General features: G+C 65.5%; 13 protein-coding genes. 7 read left to right on the top strand and 6 right to left on the bottom strand.

What is annotated here, in order from left to right:
- The first annotated feature begins 54 nt into the window (after nt 1-54).
- Genes G5C50_RS17615 through G5C50_RS17625 form a run of 3 tightly spaced genes read left to right on the top strand, consistent with a single transcriptional unit; the run spans nt 55 to nt 4,035 of the window.
- The gene (locus G5C50_RS17615) at nt 55-1,575 is read left to right on the top strand and encodes a YcjF family protein (protein WP_165071491.1); all 1,521 of its coding nucleotides are present in this window, start codon (nt 55-57) and stop codon (nt 1,573-1,575) included.
- Nucleotides 1,576-1,588: 13 nt separating this feature from the next.
- Nucleotides 1,589-3,022 carry a GTP-binding protein gene (locus G5C50_RS17620; RefSeq protein WP_165071492.1) on the top strand — a complete coding sequence of 478 codons (1,434 nt, stop codon included), beginning with the start codon at nt 1,589-1,591 and terminating at the stop codon, nt 3,020-3,022.
- Nucleotides 3,019-4,035, top strand: coding sequence for a hypothetical protein (locus G5C50_RS17625; protein ID WP_165071493.1), 1,017 nt, complete (start codon nt 3,019-3,021; stop codon nt 4,033-4,035). Before G5C50_RS17620 ends, G5C50_RS17625 begins: the two co-directional genes overlap by 4 nt.
- Nucleotides 4,036-4,049: 14 nt before the next feature.
- On the opposite strand, the gene G5C50_RS17630 is transcribed toward G5C50_RS17625, so the two are convergent.
- From G5C50_RS17630 to G5C50_RS17645, 4 genes are read right to left on the bottom strand one after another with little or no spacing between them, the layout of a single operon-like run.
- Complete coding sequence (locus G5C50_RS17630; protein ID WP_165071494.1) at nt 4,050-4,922, bottom strand: hypothetical protein; 873 nt, start codon at nt 4,920-4,922, stop codon at nt 4,050-4,052.
- Nucleotides 4,923-4,928: 6 nt separating this feature from the next.
- On the bottom strand, nt 4,929-5,432 hold the full coding sequence (locus G5C50_RS17635) for an ExbD/TolR family protein (protein ID WP_240907135.1): 504 nt from the start codon (nt 5,430-5,432) through the stop codon (nt 4,929-4,931).
- A gap of 50 nt (nt 5,433-5,482) precedes the next feature.
- On the bottom strand, nt 5,483-5,962 hold the full coding sequence (locus G5C50_RS17640; protein WP_165071495.1) for an ExbD/TolR family protein: 480 nt from the start codon (nt 5,960-5,962) through the stop codon (nt 5,483-5,485).
- A 60-nt stretch (nt 5,963-6,022) separates the two neighbouring features.
- On the bottom strand, nt 6,023-6,823 hold the full coding sequence (locus G5C50_RS17645) for a MotA/TolQ/ExbB proton channel family protein (RefSeq protein ID WP_240907136.1): 801 nt from the start codon (nt 6,821-6,823) through the stop codon (nt 6,023-6,025).
- Between the two features lie 379 nt (nt 6,824-7,202).
- Between G5C50_RS17645 and G5C50_RS17650 the strand changes: the two genes are divergently transcribed.
- A complete protein-coding gene (locus G5C50_RS17650) occupies nt 7,203-7,796 on the top strand; it encodes a Maf family protein (protein WP_165071497.1) in 594 nt (197 codons plus the stop codon).
- Nucleotides 7,797-7,808: 12 nt separating this feature from the next.
- On the opposite strand, the gene G5C50_RS17655 is transcribed toward G5C50_RS17650, so the two are convergent.
- On the bottom strand, nt 7,809-8,219 hold the full coding sequence (locus G5C50_RS17655; protein WP_165071498.1) for a response regulator: 411 nt from the start codon (nt 8,217-8,219) through the stop codon (nt 7,809-7,811).
- A 294-nt stretch (nt 8,220-8,513) separates the two neighbouring features.
- Between G5C50_RS17655 and G5C50_RS17660 the strand changes: the two genes are divergently transcribed.
- From G5C50_RS17660 to G5C50_RS17670, 3 genes are all read left to right on the top strand, one after another.
- Nucleotides 8,514-9,584: a hypothetical protein gene (locus G5C50_RS17660; protein WP_165071500.1), complete on the top strand. Its 1,071-nt coding sequence runs from the start codon at nt 8,514-8,516 to the stop codon at nt 9,582-9,584.
- A 288-nt stretch (nt 9,585-9,872) separates the two neighbouring features.
- On the top strand, nt 9,873-10,190 hold the full coding sequence (locus G5C50_RS17665) for a hypothetical protein (protein WP_165071502.1): 318 nt from the start codon (nt 9,873-9,875) through the stop codon (nt 10,188-10,190).
- 387 nt (nt 10,191-10,577) lie between these two features.
- A complete protein-coding gene (locus G5C50_RS17670) occupies nt 10,578-11,336 on the top strand; it encodes a BON domain-containing protein (RefSeq protein WP_165071503.1) in 759 nt (252 codons plus the stop codon).
- Between the two features lie 90 nt (nt 11,337-11,426).
- Here G5C50_RS17670 and G5C50_RS17675 read toward each other — a convergent pair whose 3' ends face one another.
- Complete coding sequence (locus G5C50_RS17675; protein WP_165071505.1) at nt 11,427-15,269, bottom strand: DPP IV N-terminal domain-containing protein; 3,843 nt, start codon at nt 15,267-15,269, stop codon at nt 11,427-11,429.
- Nucleotides 15,270-15,485 lie beyond the last annotated feature (216 nt).

The following is a 15,485-nucleotide window of genomic DNA, read 5'->3' on the forward strand; positions in this document are numbered from 1 at the left end:
CGTCACAATCGAGGTGAGTCTCGAACGCGCCCCGCTCCTGCTGAGATCCTCGGTATGCGATCCCCTCAGCCCGCTTGGACACTCCCGGCCGTCGCGGCCGCCGCTTTTGCGGCCGTGGCGGCCTTCGTCGTCGTCGCGACGGCCGGCAACCGCCTCGGCGACTGGCGGCCGGGTCTTCTCATCGCGCTTGGGCTCGTGGTGGCTGGCGCTCTGGCCGGTCTGGTCTACGCCTGGCGCCGGCGCCCTGTTCCTCAGCCTGAAGAAGAAGCCGCCCCTAACCCCGCCGCTCTGGCCGAAGCCGCCCGCCAGCAGGCCGATCGAGCCCGTGAGCATATCGAAAAGATCCGGGACGCTCGACGTCGCGAAGAGCTGCGCGGCGAGTTATCGCGAATCGAGGAACAGCGAAACGCGGAGATGGACGTCGTCGTCTTCGGCACTGTCTCCGCAGGTAAGACTTCCCTGATCAATGCGCTGATCGGCCGCGAGGTCGGGGAGACCGGCGCGGTGATGGGAACGACCCGACAGGGCGAGAATCACGTCTACACGCTCCAAGGGGTTGAGGGAACGCTCCGACTCATCGATACACCGGGTATATCGGAAGCGGGCCTCGGCGGTACCGACCGAGAGAGTGAGGCTCGCCGACTGGCTGAACGCGCCGATCTGCTCCTCTTCGTCGTCGACCACGACCTGATCCGCCGCGAGTACGCCGTTCTCACTGAACTGGCCCGCCTGGGCAAGCGGTCGATCGTGGTGCTGAACAAGAAGGACCGATTCCCCGAAGCCGACGTCGCGGCGATACTCGCCAAGCTGAGAGAGAGGCTCGACGGCGTCGTCAAACCGCGGGACGTTGTGGCGATCGCCGCTGCTCCGCGCCCGATGCCTGTTCGCGTCGTCGCCGCCGACGGAACGTCGGAAACGGTTTACGAGATTCAAGAGCCCGATATCCAACCTCTTCGCGACGGCGTCGCCCGCGTGCTGTCGAACGAGGGAAACCTTCTCAGGGTGGCGAACCTTCTGATCAAGACCACGCTTCTGGGCCGGGAGGCCGAGTCGACACTCGACGCCGAACGTCGGCTCAAGAGCGAAGAGTTGATCGACCACTACCAGTGGGTGACAGCCGCCAAGGTCTTTGCCAACCCAGTCCCCGCGCTGAACCTCGTTCAGGGTGCAGCCGTGCAACTGGACCTGATCGCCGACCTCGCCCGCGTGTACGACCTGAATCCGTCGCCGGGACAGATGCGGGCCCTGGCGGCTCGGCTGGGGCAGGGGATGCTCAAGGTGGGACTCGTCGAGGCCGCGTCGTCGGTCGTCGCCGGCGTGTTCAAGCGGACGCCCACGACCTTCCTGGCCGCCGGCGCAGTCCAGGCTGTGACAATGGCCTATCTCTCTCGCATCGCCGGCAAGACTCTTTCGGACTACTTTCGGAACGGCGAGAACTGGGGGCCCGAAGGCGTGGAAGGCGCTCTCCTTCGCCAGTTCGAGGCCAACAGCCGGGCTGAGTTCCTCCAGGATTTCGCCGGTCAGGCCCTTGATCGGTTTCTGACCAAGGCGCGGCTCAAATCGGCTTCGGCATGACGGCGGAGAGACGATGACGACCCCAGGGAAACTCGACGGCTCGCCGACTCCCGCCGACGCGAAGGCGGCGCTCGATGCTCTGGAACGCGCGGCGAAGGCGGCCGAAGCCGAGGGCGAGCCGGACGCCGTCGAACGGGCTCGGGACAGCCTGAAGGCCACGCTTGACGCTCTGAAGCTCACGCCCGAGGAAGAAAAGGCGATGGGCCCGGAGGTCGCCCGGCTTCGCGAGTTGGCTCGCAAGCTCGATGAGACGACCGTCGAGATCGTTGCGTTCGGAATGGTCAGCCGGGGCAAGTCGTCGGTCCTCAACGCCTTGCTCGGCCGCGACGTGTTCGAAGTCGGCGCGACCCACGGAACGACGATCCGTCGCGGCTCACACGAATGGGCCGAGGCCGAGCCCGACGGGCTTCCGGACGCCCGGCTGATCCTGGTCGACACGCCCGGAATCGACGAGGTCGGCGGCGAGGTTCGCGAGATTCAGGCCCGCGACGCCGCCCGTCGCGCAGACCTGATCCTGTTCATCGTTTCGGGCGATATGCAGCGGATCGAAATCGACGCTCTGGCCGAGCTTCACAAGCATCGCAAGCCGATCATTCTGGTCTTCAACCAGGTCGATAAATATCCCGACGCCGACCGCGAGGCGATCCACGCCAAGCTGGAGGACGACCGCGTTAAAGGTCACGTCCGTCCCGAGGACGTCGTCCTCTGCGCTGCGAGGCCCGATCCCGTTCCCATCAAGATCCGCACGCCCGACGGCAAGTCTCGGATCGAGTGGGAACGTCCCGCGCCGCTGATCGAACCGCTCAAGGCCCGGATCCTCGACGTTCTCGAACGGGAGGGGAAGGCCCTTGTCGCACTGAATACCCTGCTGACGGCGGGTGATCTGCACGCCGAGATCCTGGATCGCAAGGTCCGAATTCGCGAGGAAGCCGCGAATCGCGTGATCTGGAACTACGCCCTCATGAAGGGGGCGGCCGTGGCGCTGAATCCAATCCCGGTCGCCGACCTGGCTGGCGGGGCGGCCGTCGATGTGGCGATGATCCTGGCGCTGAGCAAGGTCTACGGCATTCCGCTGACCCGCCCGGCCGCGATCCGTCTGGTACGCGACATGACGATCGCCATGGGGGCGACCGGACTGGTCCAGGTGGCGACACGGTTGATTGGCAGCGGCGTGAAGGCCTCGCTCGCCGGAGCGACGGTGATGACTGGCGGACTCGCCGCTCCACTGACGGCGCTGGGGTATGGGGCGATTGGACTGACGATGGCCGCCACGGCCGCCTCAGCATCGTACGTAATCGGGCATGCGGCCGGCGCCTATCTGAAGCAGGGAGGCCAGTGGGGGCCGCACGGCGTCAAAACGGTCGTGCAGCAGATCCTCGCCCAGTCCAAGACCGACTCGATTGTTGACCGCCTTCGCGACGAGTTGAAGTCGCAGATCAAGCCATGAGCCCTCGATCTCGAAAAGCCCTCGTCGCGACGGCTGTCATTGCGGTCGCACTTGCCGTCGTGGCCTTTGAGGTCGTCGCGACCCGACCCGTCCGCGGGGCCGTCCGTGCGTTCTTTGAACTCATCGCGATCGCCAACAGAGACGACGACCAACGAATCGAGGCGGCCCGCCCCTACTTCTCGTCCCGCTACCTGGCGTCTCATCCGATCCAGCCCGCCGAGGAAGGGGGGCTCGTCGGCCTCCCGCGTTCGATCCACCGGAACTTCCAGGCCTGGCGACAGGGCGACGAGGTCTGGATCTGCCCCTCGAACCGCGTCGGGTCGGTTTTCCGACTCGTCGAGGAAGGCGGCAGATGGCGGTTCGACGGCCTCGTGGGCTTGCTCCAAAGCGGCAACGTCCTCATCCCGGCCGACGAGCCACCGGACTCCCCCTCCCAATCAAGGAACCACGCCATGAATCGCTGGCTCGCCGTGCTTTCGGTCCTCTCGGTGATCGGGCTCCTCCCCACGACCTCCGCGCAGCAGGCCGCCCCCGCGCGTGAGATCCGCAACGGCTCGCTTTCGGCCGATGACCTGGCCGAGTTCCTCGGCGTCGGTGCGTGGGTCTTCGAGTATGAGGGGGGCCGGCCGAAGTGCCTGCTTGAAATCGAAGAGGAAGGTCAGAAAACCGTCAGTAAGAAGGAAGTTCTCGCCGTCGACGAACCCAACCATGGGCCGGAAGCTCGCCGAGGGAAAATCCTGCTCTTCATGCGGCGGGCCGACGTCCAGCTTCGGATTCACTCTGAAGCCTCGCGCGGAGGCGCCGGCATGGCCTTGCCGCCCGACGCCCTCTGGTGGGGTTGGAAGGCGTTCAGCGGATCAACGACCCGCCTGGAGAAGCCGGTCGCTCCCAAGCCCGGCGAGCCAGTCGTCCTTCTGCGTCATGAGATGATCGAAACCGGAGAGGGCGTCGCCGACCCCAAGCACCCGCGCAAGGTCGTGATGACGCTCAAACTGACGGTCGAATCCGACTGAGGGATGAAGGCCTCTCAGGGTTCGGGCGGAGGCTGATCCTCCGGGTCCGTCTGCGACTCGACCCACGACTGGAGGTCCTCCGGCGGGATCTCGTCGTTGAAGGTCCGTTCGGGGGTTCCTCGGCGGTGGGGGAAGGCTAGGAAGTTCAACATCTGGTAGACCCACCGCAGCAGCGAGATCAAGAACATCGCCCCGAGCACGACCATTGACCAGAAGAGGACCCGGTTCGACTCCTCGGCCGGTGCGTCGGTAGGACGCCGATCCCAGCCGATCTTGCCGATCAGCACGGGCGCTCCGCGCGCGGTATCACCCGCCTGGTACTTCATGACCTTCAGGAAGTAGCCGTTGAAGACGACCCGCTCGTTCACGTCGATCCCGATTGGGAAGCCTTCGGGAGCTTCCTCGAAAACGCAGTCGTAAGGGTATCTCCGCGCGTCGGGCGTGACGATCCAGGCCTCATAGAGCCATCCAGACTTGCTGAGCTTGGACTCAAACCGGACGACGCGAAGCGCCGCCCCTTGGATATGCACGGGGACGCCGCGATACAGTTCAGGACGCTCCCAGAGGTGGGTCAGGAAGACGTCGCGGCGCGCTTCGGCGGCGAGTTCCGCCGGAGTCTGCGGTCGGGCCTTTTCCAGCAGGTAGGCGTAAGCGGCGTTGTCTCGGAAGGTCATCGCCGTTCGGTCGGTCACCGTTTCGAAGACCTCGGACGAATCGGGCTGGATCGCAGCCGGAGCGGGACCGGCGCGAAGCGGCGGCTCTGCGGGAGGGGCGACGGGGCGGTGATAAGCGTAATACAACGCGCCCCAACCGGCAACAGTCAGAGCTGCCAGCAGCGCCAGCCGAGGAAGCTCCGACCCGTGGAAGAACGGGCTCGGTCGGTTCATGAGTCGTCAGCCTCCGTCGCCCTTCAACTCGTCGAAACTCAGCTTCGGCTCCTTCTTCGCCCGGATGAAGGCCTCGGTGAAGGCGTCGATGATCGACATCAATTCGGCGTAGCGGAGATTCGGGTCGATCTTGATGAGGGTTTGATCGAAAGGCGCGTCGGGGTCGAGGAGGTGGCGGTCCAGTTCCTTCGCGAGCGAGGCCGGGTCATTGGAAACGTCCATATCGGCGATGCTGATCTGGGCGAGTCGACCGGCGTCGTCCGCCTGGAGAACGACGGGGAGCGTCCGCAACGTAGCGGGGAGGTCGTTGGATGCCGCCGCTTCGGTCGGGGCGGCGGCCATGGCCGTCGCCGGCTGAGGCGGAAGCAGGTTCATCACGAACTGCCCCTCAACCGGCGCTGCGCGATACGTCAGGACGAAGAACGTCAGAAGCTGGAACGCCATGTCGAGCATCGGCGCGACGGGCACGTCCGGCCCTTCCATATCCGACTTCTTCCTGCGACGAACCACGGCCCGCCCCCCTCGATCGAATGTGAGAACGCGAATCGACGTCGTCGCGATCAGCTGCGAATCATCGCCTTGAGGGCGAACTTTCGGAAGCCCTGCGACTGACAGGCCTTGATGATCCCGAGCACCGAGCCGAAGTTCGTTTCCTTGTCGGCCCGCAGAATGATGGTCGTGGGAAGCGTCCCGGTCTCCGCGTCGAACTTGACGCCGGACGCCTTCAAGCCCAGCTTCACCAGGTCTGCCTGATGGCGGATCGTCTGGACGGCCTCGTCGATCCCCTGGGCGTGCTCACCCTGGAGCAAGCGTCCCTCGGAGTCGATGTTCAGGACGAGACGGTCCTCGGCGATCCGTGTGTCGTCCTCGACGGGCCGGGCCGAGCCGGCGTCCGGGAGGTTCACGCGCTGGTCGTAGTTGTCACTGGCGAAGTTGATCACCAGCATGAAGAACGTGATGAGCTGAAAGACGATGTCCAGGAGCGGCGTGAGGTTGGGCTCCGCCTTCATGGACGTCTTCGAATTGACGCTCCCGCTCATCGTGGCGAATCTCCCGGATCCTGCCTTCGTTCAGGCCGCCTCGGACCGTTCTCAGCCGGCTCAGGCGGTCGGCTGCTTGGAAGGAGCCTTGGCCGCTGCGACCAACGAGTTGATCGTGCGATCGGCGACGCGATTGGCCTCAATGGTCATCTGGGAGACGCGGTTGCGGAAGAAGGCGAAGAAGAAGATCGCCGGAACGGCGAGCGTGATCCCCTCAAGCGTGATGAAAAGGGCGGTTGAGATGCCCGCGGCCACCTTGTCGGGCCTCGGCTGTGCGCCGGCGGCGGTGGCGATCTCCTTGAAGCTCTCGATCATGCCCCAGACCGTTCCGACCAGCCCGATCATCGGGCCGAGCGTTCCGATCGTCGCCAGGTAGCTGATCTTCATCTCCAGCTCGGTGACGATCTCGTCCGAGGTCGCCGCCATCGCCTCCTTGGCCTCGGCCCGCCCATTGGGGAGGTTGGCGATCCCAGCGCGCACAAGACGAGCCAGGAACGAGTCGTTATCGCGGCAGATGTCATAGGCTTCCTGGAACTTCTTCTCCTTGATCGCCGTCTCCAGCTTCTCCACCAGGGCCGGCGGGACGGCCTCGCTCACCCGGTATTCGATAAACAACCGAATCACCAGGGCCGTGAAGTAGACCGAGAGGAACACAAGGAGAACGCCGATCGGACCCGAAGCCCGGATCGCCCACTGGAGCATGTTCTCCGGAGTCGCGGGCGTGGCCCCCTCGGCGGGGGTTGCGGCTCCGCCGGCGTTTGCCGGCTCCGCGGCGGGGGCGGCCGCGGGGGCCTCCTCAGGCGCGGCGGCCGGAGCCTCGGCGGCCGGCGGCGGGGCTTCCTTGGCCATATCCTGGGCCATGGATTGCGTGGCGCCTCCCGCCGCAAACCAGACCAATAAAGCCGCCGCTGCCGAGAACGCCAGCCAAGACCCGCTCGATCGGCGCGATCCCCGTCTCAGACGCATGTGACGCCCCCTCGTCCGACCAGCCCAGGAACGCTGGATCCGTGATGTGACCTCGACAGAACGACTCGACCCGTGATTCACTATCCGACGCCCGACAAGGCCTGTCAATCCGCTGGAATTCGGACTGCCCACGCCGATCCGGGCGCTGGAGAATCCGATGGCGACGCCCCAGTCCATCGGTCCCCCGCCTAAACCTACAACATTCGAGACGCCCGAGATCGTCTGACGTGTCGCGCCGGATCAAGTTTCGTTCAGATCGCACCGGGGACGTTCCATGTCGCGAGCCGCTTTGTCCGAGTTGATCCTGGCCAGCACCTCGACTTATCGACGGGCGCTGGTGGAGCGATTGGGGCTCCGATTCCGCTGTGAGGCGCCTCCGTTCGACGAAGCGGCCTTTCCCCGCGAGGGTCTCTCGCCCCGAGCGCTGGCGGAAGCCCTGGCGCGCGGGAAGGCGGAGAGCGTGTTCAACGCAAGCTCGAATGCCGTGGTAATCGGCTCCGACCAGTTGGTCTCATTCCAGGGACGTGTCTTTGGCAAGCCAGGAACGGCGGCGGGCGCCGTGGAGCAACTGGCCGTGATGTCGGGCAAAGCCCACGAACTGATCACGGCCATGGTGGTGATCGCCCCTGAAAGGCGCTTCGAACACACCGACGTCACGCGTCTGACGATGCGCACGCTGGACCGCCCTGCGATCGAGCGATACGTCGAACGCGACCGCCCCCTCGACTGCGCCGGCAGCTACAAGCTGGAGCAGGGGGGCGTGACGCTGTTCGATCGAATCGAGAGCGAGGATCAGACGGCGATCACCGGCTTGCCGTTGCTGGCGTTGACGCGGATCCTCGCCGAGTTGGGATTCAACGTCCCTTGAAACGAGAGCCGCTCAGGGCTCGTCGTCGTACCCGCCGGAGGTGCGGGGCGCCAGGCCGAGAACCTTGTCGATGGATCGGACGAGCTTCTCCATCGCGAACGGCTTGCGAATGTAATCGCGGACGCCCAGCATCTCGGCGTAGGCGCGGTGGCGGCTCCCCTCGTTGCCGGTGATCATGATGGTGGGGATCAGCCCGCCGGGGCGGCTGCGAAGCTTCTCAAGAACGAGGAAGCCGCTCTTCTTCGGCATCATCATGTCGAGGATGATGAGATCCGGGTTCTCGCGCTCGGCCACCATCAGCCCGGAGTTTCCGTCCCGAGCGACGAGGATCCGGAAGCCCCGGTTCTCCAGGATCGTGCGCATCGATTCAACGATCTCGTGGTCGTCGTCAACGAGCAGAATAGTCCGATGTTGTGGAGTCATGGCGTTGCTTTCTAGGCCCCGTCGGCGGGGCGCGCGAGAGTTCCGGCGATGCGCTTCGTCAGTCAGTCTATCCCCCGTTCCGGGCTCGGGCAAGTAGCCGAGTCGCCCGGCGACGGGCTCATGTTGGAGCATGGCCCCAACGGCGTCGCGGCCGAGCCACGACGTTCAGGCGCCCTCTTCTCAGGCGGAGGGGCGCGAGATCATAATAAAGTATGATTTCGGTCGGTCGGAGCAGCAACGGTTGCTGAGCCGTCGGTTGGCGATCGAGAATGCGATCGGCGAGGGCGAAACGCCATGAGATCACGAAACGCCTGGCTGTACAGCCTCGGACTATCCGGGGTTCTGGCCTTCGGACTGACGGGATGCGGCGGCGGCGACGTGCCCGACCCCAGTGCGGACGAGGCGGCGGCGACCGAAGAGGGCGGTGAAGCGCCGATCGAGCCAGCCGCTCCTGCCCCGGCCGGCGAAGCGCCCAGCCCTGAAGTGGCCGCCGCTCCAGCCGCACCAGCCGCGCCTGAAGCTCCCGCCGCTCCCGGGGCCCCGGCCGTCGCTTCGGCGGAGTCGGCCCCAGCGCCGACTGCTCCTCAGCCTGACGCACCGAAGTCCGAAGCCGTCCCCGTCGGCAAGTCGGACACGGCCGAGATGCTCGCTCTGGCGACAGGCGCGCCTCCCGCTCCCGCAGGAGCGAATGCTCCAAGCCCGGCGACTGGTTCCACTCCCGGCGGCCCCGCCCCGAGGCCGGGCGGTGCGCCGGGGGCGCCCGGTGAACGGGATGATCCTTCGCTGGCGTTCAACGCCGGCGCCCAGCCTGCACCTGGAGCCGGCCCTGGTGCCGCCCCCGGCGCAGGCGAGATCGCACCGCCCCGTGATCTCGGGGCCGGACCCGCGCCTGGTGGTGCGGAAGGAATGGGGGGGAGCGATCTGGCCGGCGGCGTCGGCGGCAACACCCCCAACGAGCCGGGCGATACGAACAGCCCCCACGGCGCGGTTAAAGCGTTTCTCTACGCACTCGAACATAAAGATCGAGACCGCCTCGCCGAAGCCACAGCGCTCCGAGCGAACAGCGACGAGGGCGGCAAGTATCGGGAACTGTTCTCCCGAATCATCGACAGCAGCATCTCCGACTCCGAGCTCGACGATTTGTCCACGAAGCTCCAGGGCTTCAAGGACACAGGCAGGAGCAACCAGATCAAGAGCACGGGGCGGGAAGGCGTGACGATCCAGAAGCAGTTGAAGGACGGCACAATCCTTCAGCGGACGGTCACGGTGCGCCGTGAGAAGAAGGGCTGGGGGGTGCTCGACATCAGCAACCAGTTGGAGTTCGACAGACCTCAGATGTCCAAGATGCCCAACCGGAGGCGTTGAGACTTCGCCCCAGGACTGGGTCGTCGAATGTAGATCTTTCTGCAATTCGGCCCATCGACTTCATGTAAAATCTGCACGGCCCGCGTCGAAATTCTCGGCGCAGGGCCGTTTTTTCATCAAGTTTTCGACTTGAACCGACGGGGGATCCCCCCGAATCGGCTCCACCGGTGACTTTGGTACGGCGAGTGCTCTAAGACAGGCCGCAATCTTCGCCGATTCACTTCATTCGATCGAATTCGCCCATCTCCGACGACCCGAAACAGGAACCAAGGAAGGAGCCTGTCAGGCATGTCCCTCGTCCATTTCAACTCCGGCGGCGTGTTCGAGATGTTCGTGATGTTCTTTCAGACCTTCGGGGTCGCGTCGCTCTTTCTGAATCGCCTGACACCTCACCACTCCTACTGGGCCAACGTGGGGCGGGTGGGCGTCATTCTCGCCCTGCTCGGGCTGGGCATTTCGGGGGCTCTCTGCGGCCGGCACGATTCCGAGTTCGCCCTCTTCGCTGGAGGAACCATGACGCTCCTCCTGATCGGCATGACGGTCGGCAACGGCGCGATCGATGCGGTTGATGCGACCAACAGCCTCGCCGACGCCGAGGCGGCCTGATCGCGGGGAATTTTCCGCGACCCAAAGCAATTCATATCAACGACTTTCGTTTCACGGGGCCATCAGGTCCCGTTTTTTTTTGGGCGGTCATTTGACGGCCCCGGAAGCGTGGTTCATAGTTCGGGCGAATCAGTTTCCGGATCGTCGGGCTGGCGTTCCGCATCGACCCCCACCTCGATTCACACCTCTGTCTCGCCGGCCCAGCGATTGATCTGGTCGAAGCGTCTCTCGTGCTTCCTCGGGGCTTTCCCGAACCATCGCCGAGAGCCTGCGACGCAGGTCGACCGTCACGCACAAAGGATTGTTCCCCGACCCGAACGGACGCCCCGCTCGCCGTTCGCCACACAAGGTCGAGTCGGATCCATGCGGGAGAAGGACTTGCCCAAAATGGTTGGACTGAAACGGATTTCAACCGTGATCGGTCTCATGGCCGTGACGGCCCCGATGGCGATGGGTCAGGCCACGACGAATCCGAACCAGGTCGTCGCCGACTCCGTGGCCGGCGCGCTGCGGGCCAGCCGGACGCTGGCCTCGACGCGGATCGAGATCGAGGCCCAGGGGGGCATGGTGACCCTTTCCGGGGTCGCCGCCAACGCCGACCTCAAGAGTGAAGCGATCGCCCGCGTCCAGCGGGTCGCCGGAGTCACCGGCGTCGTCGACCAGATCACGGTCAGCGACGCGTCGGTCCGCCCGGCCCAGTACGTCCCGCAGGTCGCCATGGGTGGCCATCTCGGCCACGGCGGCGCGGTCGGCGGCGCTCCGATCGGGCTCGACGGCACGACGGGCGGGGTTGTCTCCGGCCCGATGGCTGGCGGCATGGTCTCTGGCCCCGTCACCGACGGCGGCCCGCTCCCCGAAGGTCCTTCCGGTGGCGCCGGCGGCGGCGCCGGTGCGATGCAGGGCCCGCCGAACTACGCCTGGCCCAGCTACGCCCCCGCCGGGAACTTCTCGGCCGTCGGCTACCCGACCGCCTACCCCTGGCAGGCCTGGCCGAACATCGGCCCCTTCTATCCCTACCCGGAAGTCCCCCTCGACTGGCGGGCGGTCACCCTCCGCTGGGACGACGGCATCTGGTGGCTCGACTTCAAGAAGCACTACACCCGGCCGTTCTTCACCCCGTATCCGTTCGGCATCTTCGCCTACTGATCCGGCCTGACGAGCGAGCGGTCTGACTTCCACGGCCGACCGGGTCCTTCCCGGTCGGCCGTCTTTTTGCGCGCTCAGCTCTTCTGAGACTCACGGGTGAGCCGCCGCAGCCGGCCGAGGTGCCCTGGGACGAGACGGAGCTGCGGGAGCGACTGAAGTCGATGGGGCCGGCTCGAGACCCAGCAGGTTCCGGCGGATGAAATCGTGCTGGAGCTTGGCGTAGTGGCCGCTCATGATCCCGTGCCGCGAGCCCGGGTAAATCATCAGCTCGAAATCCTTGTTCGACCTCTGAAGCTCCTCGACGAACCGCATCGTGTTTCGCACCGAGACGTTGTCGTCGACCTCGCCGTGGACGATCAGCAGCTTGCCGTGAAGGTTTCTCGCGGCCTCGACCACCGACGACTTCTTGTAGCCCTCGGGGTTGTCCTGCGGGAGCCCCATCAGGCGTTCGGTGTAGATCGAGTCGTAGTCGTGCCAGTCCGTCACAGGCGCTCCGGCGATGCCGCAGGAGAAGAGGTCGGAGTGGGTCATGGCGTAGGCCGTCATGTAACCGCCGTAGCTGTGGCCGGTCATGCCGATCCTCGAGCCATCCACGTAGGGCTTTTGCTTGAGCCAGGCGAGGGCGTCCTTGATGTCCTCCAACTCCTGAACTCCGAGCTGTTTGTACGCCGTGAAGGCCGAAACCTGTCCCTTGCCGCTGGCCGGTCGCGGGTCGACGCGGAAAACGATAATCCCCTCGGACGCCAGCGCCTGGTCGTTGATGCGTCCAGCGGCCCAGACGTCGTTGACGACCGGCGTGTGCGGACCGCCGTACGTCGTGAACCAGACGGGGTGTTTGACCGTCGCGTCCATGTCGGCGGGAAGCGTTAACTCGCCCTCCAGGATGAATCCGTCGCGGGCAGGAATCTTCACCCGCTCCCGAGGCCCGAAGCGGAAGTCCTTGATCTTGTGGACCGGATTCGAGTCCACCGTCCGGACCGTAGAGCCGTCGGACGCAGTCAGCCGCACTCGGGACGGCGTCGTCAGGTCGGACCAGGTCGAGATAAAGTACCGCCCATTCGGGCTGTGGGTCGTCTGGTAGCTACCCGTCCCCGACGTGATCCGCTCGACTGACTCTCCGGGCTTCACCCGGTAGAGTTGCGTCGACATCGGGGCGTCCTTCGTGCCGAGGAAGACAACCTCGCCCGTCTTGGCGTCAAAGTGCTGGATCGACCGGACTTCCCACTCGCCCTCCGTCAATCTTCCCTGGGGCGAGCCGTCGGCCGCATAGCGATAGAGGTGCGGCCAGCCGTCGCGGCTGCTGAGCCAGAGGAATGAGCCGTCCTCCAGGAACGACGGGGCGGTCGGCGAGAATATCCAGGCCTTGGTCTGATCGCGGAAGAGGACGTGAGGCTTGGAACCGTCGACTGGAACGTCCAGGAGGTCGAGCCAGGTCTGCACGCGGTCCTGTACGCAGGCCAGAGCCGACTTTGAATCGGGACGCCAGAACAGGGCGCTGATGAGAAACGCGTTGGAAGAGTACTCGGACAGATCAGCCCACTGGACGGGTCCCCCTGCGGCGGACACGATGCCGAGCCGCACCTTGGGGTTGGGCTCGCCCGAGCGCGGATAGCGGTTGACCTCGACCGTTCGCTTCGACGAGTCCTCGTCATGGAGCATGGTCAGAGTCGGCACCTCGGCGTCGTCGAACTCCAGGAACGCGATGCGCTGCGAATCCGGGCTCCACCAGTAGGCCGACCACGAGCGGTCGAAGATCTCCTCGAAATAGACCCAATCCGCGCGGGCGTGGCGAAGATCGTCCTTACCTCCCGTCGTCAGGGCCCGATCAACCGGATTGTCGACGTCGACGACGTGCAGGTCGTAGTTCCGCACGAACGACACGCGCTTGCCGTCCGGACTGAACTGGGGATCGGTCTCGTCGCCGGGGTCGTTGGTCAGGCGGACTCCCTTCGTCCCGTCGAGCGCGACGTAGTAGAGGTCGTGCTCATGCTCGAACAGCAGAGCCTTCTTGCCCGCGTCGAACTTCGTCGCCCCCGACGAGCGAGCGAATCGCCCGCCGCCGCCTCCGCTGCCTCCCGACGCCAGACGTCGAGCCAGCCCCGGCAGGGCCTTGGCGTCGAGGCCCTGGATCCGCTTGAGCGACTCCAGGATCTTGTCCGAGTTGAGGAACGGCTCGGCGCGACCCGTGAGAGCTTCGATTTTCAGAGGGCCGTTCTCGCCGGCCCTCAACCAGTGTTCGTCATCGAGCCATTCGACGGAGACCGGCGATCCGGAGAAGCCGAAGGCCCCGCCTTCGACGACCCCCCGGTCGTCGAAGCGGATCGTCTTGGGCGGCGTCCTCTCGCTGGCGAGGTTGTCGGCGGCGGTCGTCAGCAGGGGAGTGGACTTCAAGAGGCGGACGACGGGGAAATCGGCTCCGGCTGCGACCCCTGCGAACTTCCGCCAGGTCGCCAGGCCGTCCTCAGAACGAGGCTCCAGCAAGTAGGCCGCCAGCGCGCCGAGGGGTTGAGCGTCCTTCACCACGAGAGTGCCGGCGGCGATCCGCCGGGTCTCGGTGCGCGGCGTCACCATCAACGAGGTTACGTCCTGGCGGTCCCAGCCGCGGGTCTCGGCTCGCTCGACCTCGTCCACGCGATACGCCTCGACCTCAAGGTCCAGATCCTCGCGCAGCTCCTGAACGTCGATCCCATGGCGTTGAAGGAGGGCGACGGCCTCCGACTGGTCGGGAGGTAACAGGTAGGCGAACGGGCGGACGACCGATTCGGTGGTCTCGAAGTCGACCAGCACCTCGGCGGGGTAATCCTTCGGCTCATCAGTGGCGACGCGACGGCCGTCCTGCTCCTTCTCGACGAAGCCCTGGATCGGCTCCGCCCCCTTGAGCGCCCGGGGCTTCGTCCGCAACGCGACGCGACGCGGCTCCGCTGGGGTGGTCTCCTGCGCGGAGGAACGGGCGGCGTCGAGGAGCTTCTTGATTTCGTCCTTCTGGCTCGACGCGTATTTGAGGCACTCGCGGACGAAGTCGCGGGTGGCCAGAACGCGCGTTTTGTACGGTGCGTATGAGTAGGCCTCCGACAGAATCCCGATTCGATTGCGAAGCCCGACGTAGTTGGTGCCGAACCGCCCCAGGGCGGGGAAGCTCTCCCAACGGGCGTGATCTCCGCCGAAGGAACCATAGTAGTAGACCTGCTGTCCGGTCGCCTTCTCGTAGGACTCGGTCAGCGCGGGGAACATCTTCGTCCGAGCGAAATCGATCAGCGAGGGATCGCCGGCCGGAACGCGAGGGCCTTCATAAGTGATCGTGTAGCGGTGGTGCGAACCGTTCGTCGTGTGGGTGTCGATGAACAGGTGCGGATTCCACTCGTTGAAGAACTGAACGAGAGCGCGAGTCTCAGGGGCTTCCAGCTTGATGAAGTCGCGGTTGAGGTCCAGGCTGCGGGCGTTCCCCCGCGTTCCCATCCCTTCCTCGGGCCCGACCTGACCGGGGCGGTTGTCCTTCGACATCCGGTCGTTGCCGTCCGGGTTGTAGATCGGGGCGAAAACGACGATCAGATTCTTGAGCAACTCGGGATGAGGCTCGGCGATCAGTTCGCGGGCGAGCATCGGCAGGGCTTCCTTGCCGCAGACCTCGCCGCCGTGGATGTCGCCGATCGCCAGGACGACCAGCTTGCCGGAGCGAGCGGCCTCGGCCGCGTTCACGACGGGAGGGTCGGCCAGGATCAGCAAGGGGAGGGATCGTCCCTCCTCGGTTCGGCCCAACTCGGAGAAGCGAGCGATCGGCGACTTCGCGGCAAGCTTCCGGCAGAGGGCGACGACGTCCTCGTGCCGGGCAGTCGCTTTGTAGTCGCTTTTCTCAGCGACCGTCGCGAGTTCATCAACCGGATTGACGGGAGCCTGAGCCGTCAGGGCGAACAGCAAGACCGACGTGACGAGCATCGCCGCGTGTTCCTCTTCGAGTTGGTGCGAATCATGGAAGCGAGTCGAGAGAGGCTCTTGGGAGAGGAGGGCCGGGAGCGGACGAGAGGACGTGCAAACCGTCCGGCGCCGGTCGCCCCACGCTCTTCTGCCCTGAAGGGGCGGTCGCCTGGATCATGTGGAGCGATGATCCTGGAGCCGGTCGAAAGTCGTCGGAGCTTGAAAGCGTCTCAGACG

The sequence above is a fragment of the Paludisphaera rhizosphaerae genome, assembly GCF_011065895.1.
Classification (GTDB): domain Bacteria; phylum Planctomycetota; class Planctomycetia; order Isosphaerales; family Isosphaeraceae; genus Paludisphaera; species Paludisphaera rhizosphaerae.

Excerpts from the sequence above, each read along its gene's own strand:
- G5C50_RS17650 (WP_165071497.1), top strand. The coding sequence starts at position 7,203 with ATGTCGCGAGCCGCTTTGTCCGAGTTGATCCTGGCCAGCACCTCGACT.
- G5C50_RS17675 (WP_165071505.1), bottom strand. The coding sequence starts at position 15,269 with ATGCTCGTCACGTCGGTCTTGCTGTTCGCCCTGACGGCTCAGGCTCCC.
- G5C50_RS17655 (WP_165071498.1), bottom strand. The coding sequence starts at position 8,219 with ATGACTCCACAACATCGGACTATTCTGCTCGTTGACGACGACCACGAG.
- G5C50_RS17665 (WP_165071502.1), top strand. The coding sequence starts at position 9,873 with ATGTCCCTCGTCCATTTCAACTCCGGCGGCGTGTTCGAGATGTTCGTG.
- G5C50_RS17630 (WP_165071494.1), bottom strand. The coding sequence starts at position 4,922 with ATGAACCGACCGAGCCCGTTCTTCCACGGGTCGGAGCTTCCTCGGCTG.
- G5C50_RS17625 (WP_165071493.1), top strand. The coding sequence starts at position 3,019 with ATGAGCCCTCGATCTCGAAAAGCCCTCGTCGCGACGGCTGTCATTGCG.
- G5C50_RS17615 (WP_165071491.1), top strand. The coding sequence starts at position 55 with ATGCGATCCCCTCAGCCCGCTTGGACACTCCCGGCCGTCGCGGCCGCC.
- G5C50_RS17670 (WP_165071503.1), top strand. The coding sequence starts at position 10,578 with ATGGTTGGACTGAAACGGATTTCAACCGTGATCGGTCTCATGGCCGTG.
- G5C50_RS17660 (WP_165071500.1), top strand. The coding sequence starts at position 8,514 with ATGAGATCACGAAACGCCTGGCTGTACAGCCTCGGACTATCCGGGGTT.
- G5C50_RS17620 (WP_165071492.1), top strand. The coding sequence starts at position 1,589 with ATGACGACCCCAGGGAAACTCGACGGCTCGCCGACTCCCGCCGACGCG.
- G5C50_RS17640 (WP_165071495.1), bottom strand. The coding sequence starts at position 5,962 with ATGAGCGGGAGCGTCAATTCGAAGACGTCCATGAAGGCGGAGCCCAAC.
- G5C50_RS17645 (WP_240907136.1), bottom strand. The coding sequence starts at position 6,823 with ATGGCCCAGGATATGGCCAAGGAAGCCCCGCCGCCGGCCGCCGAGGCT.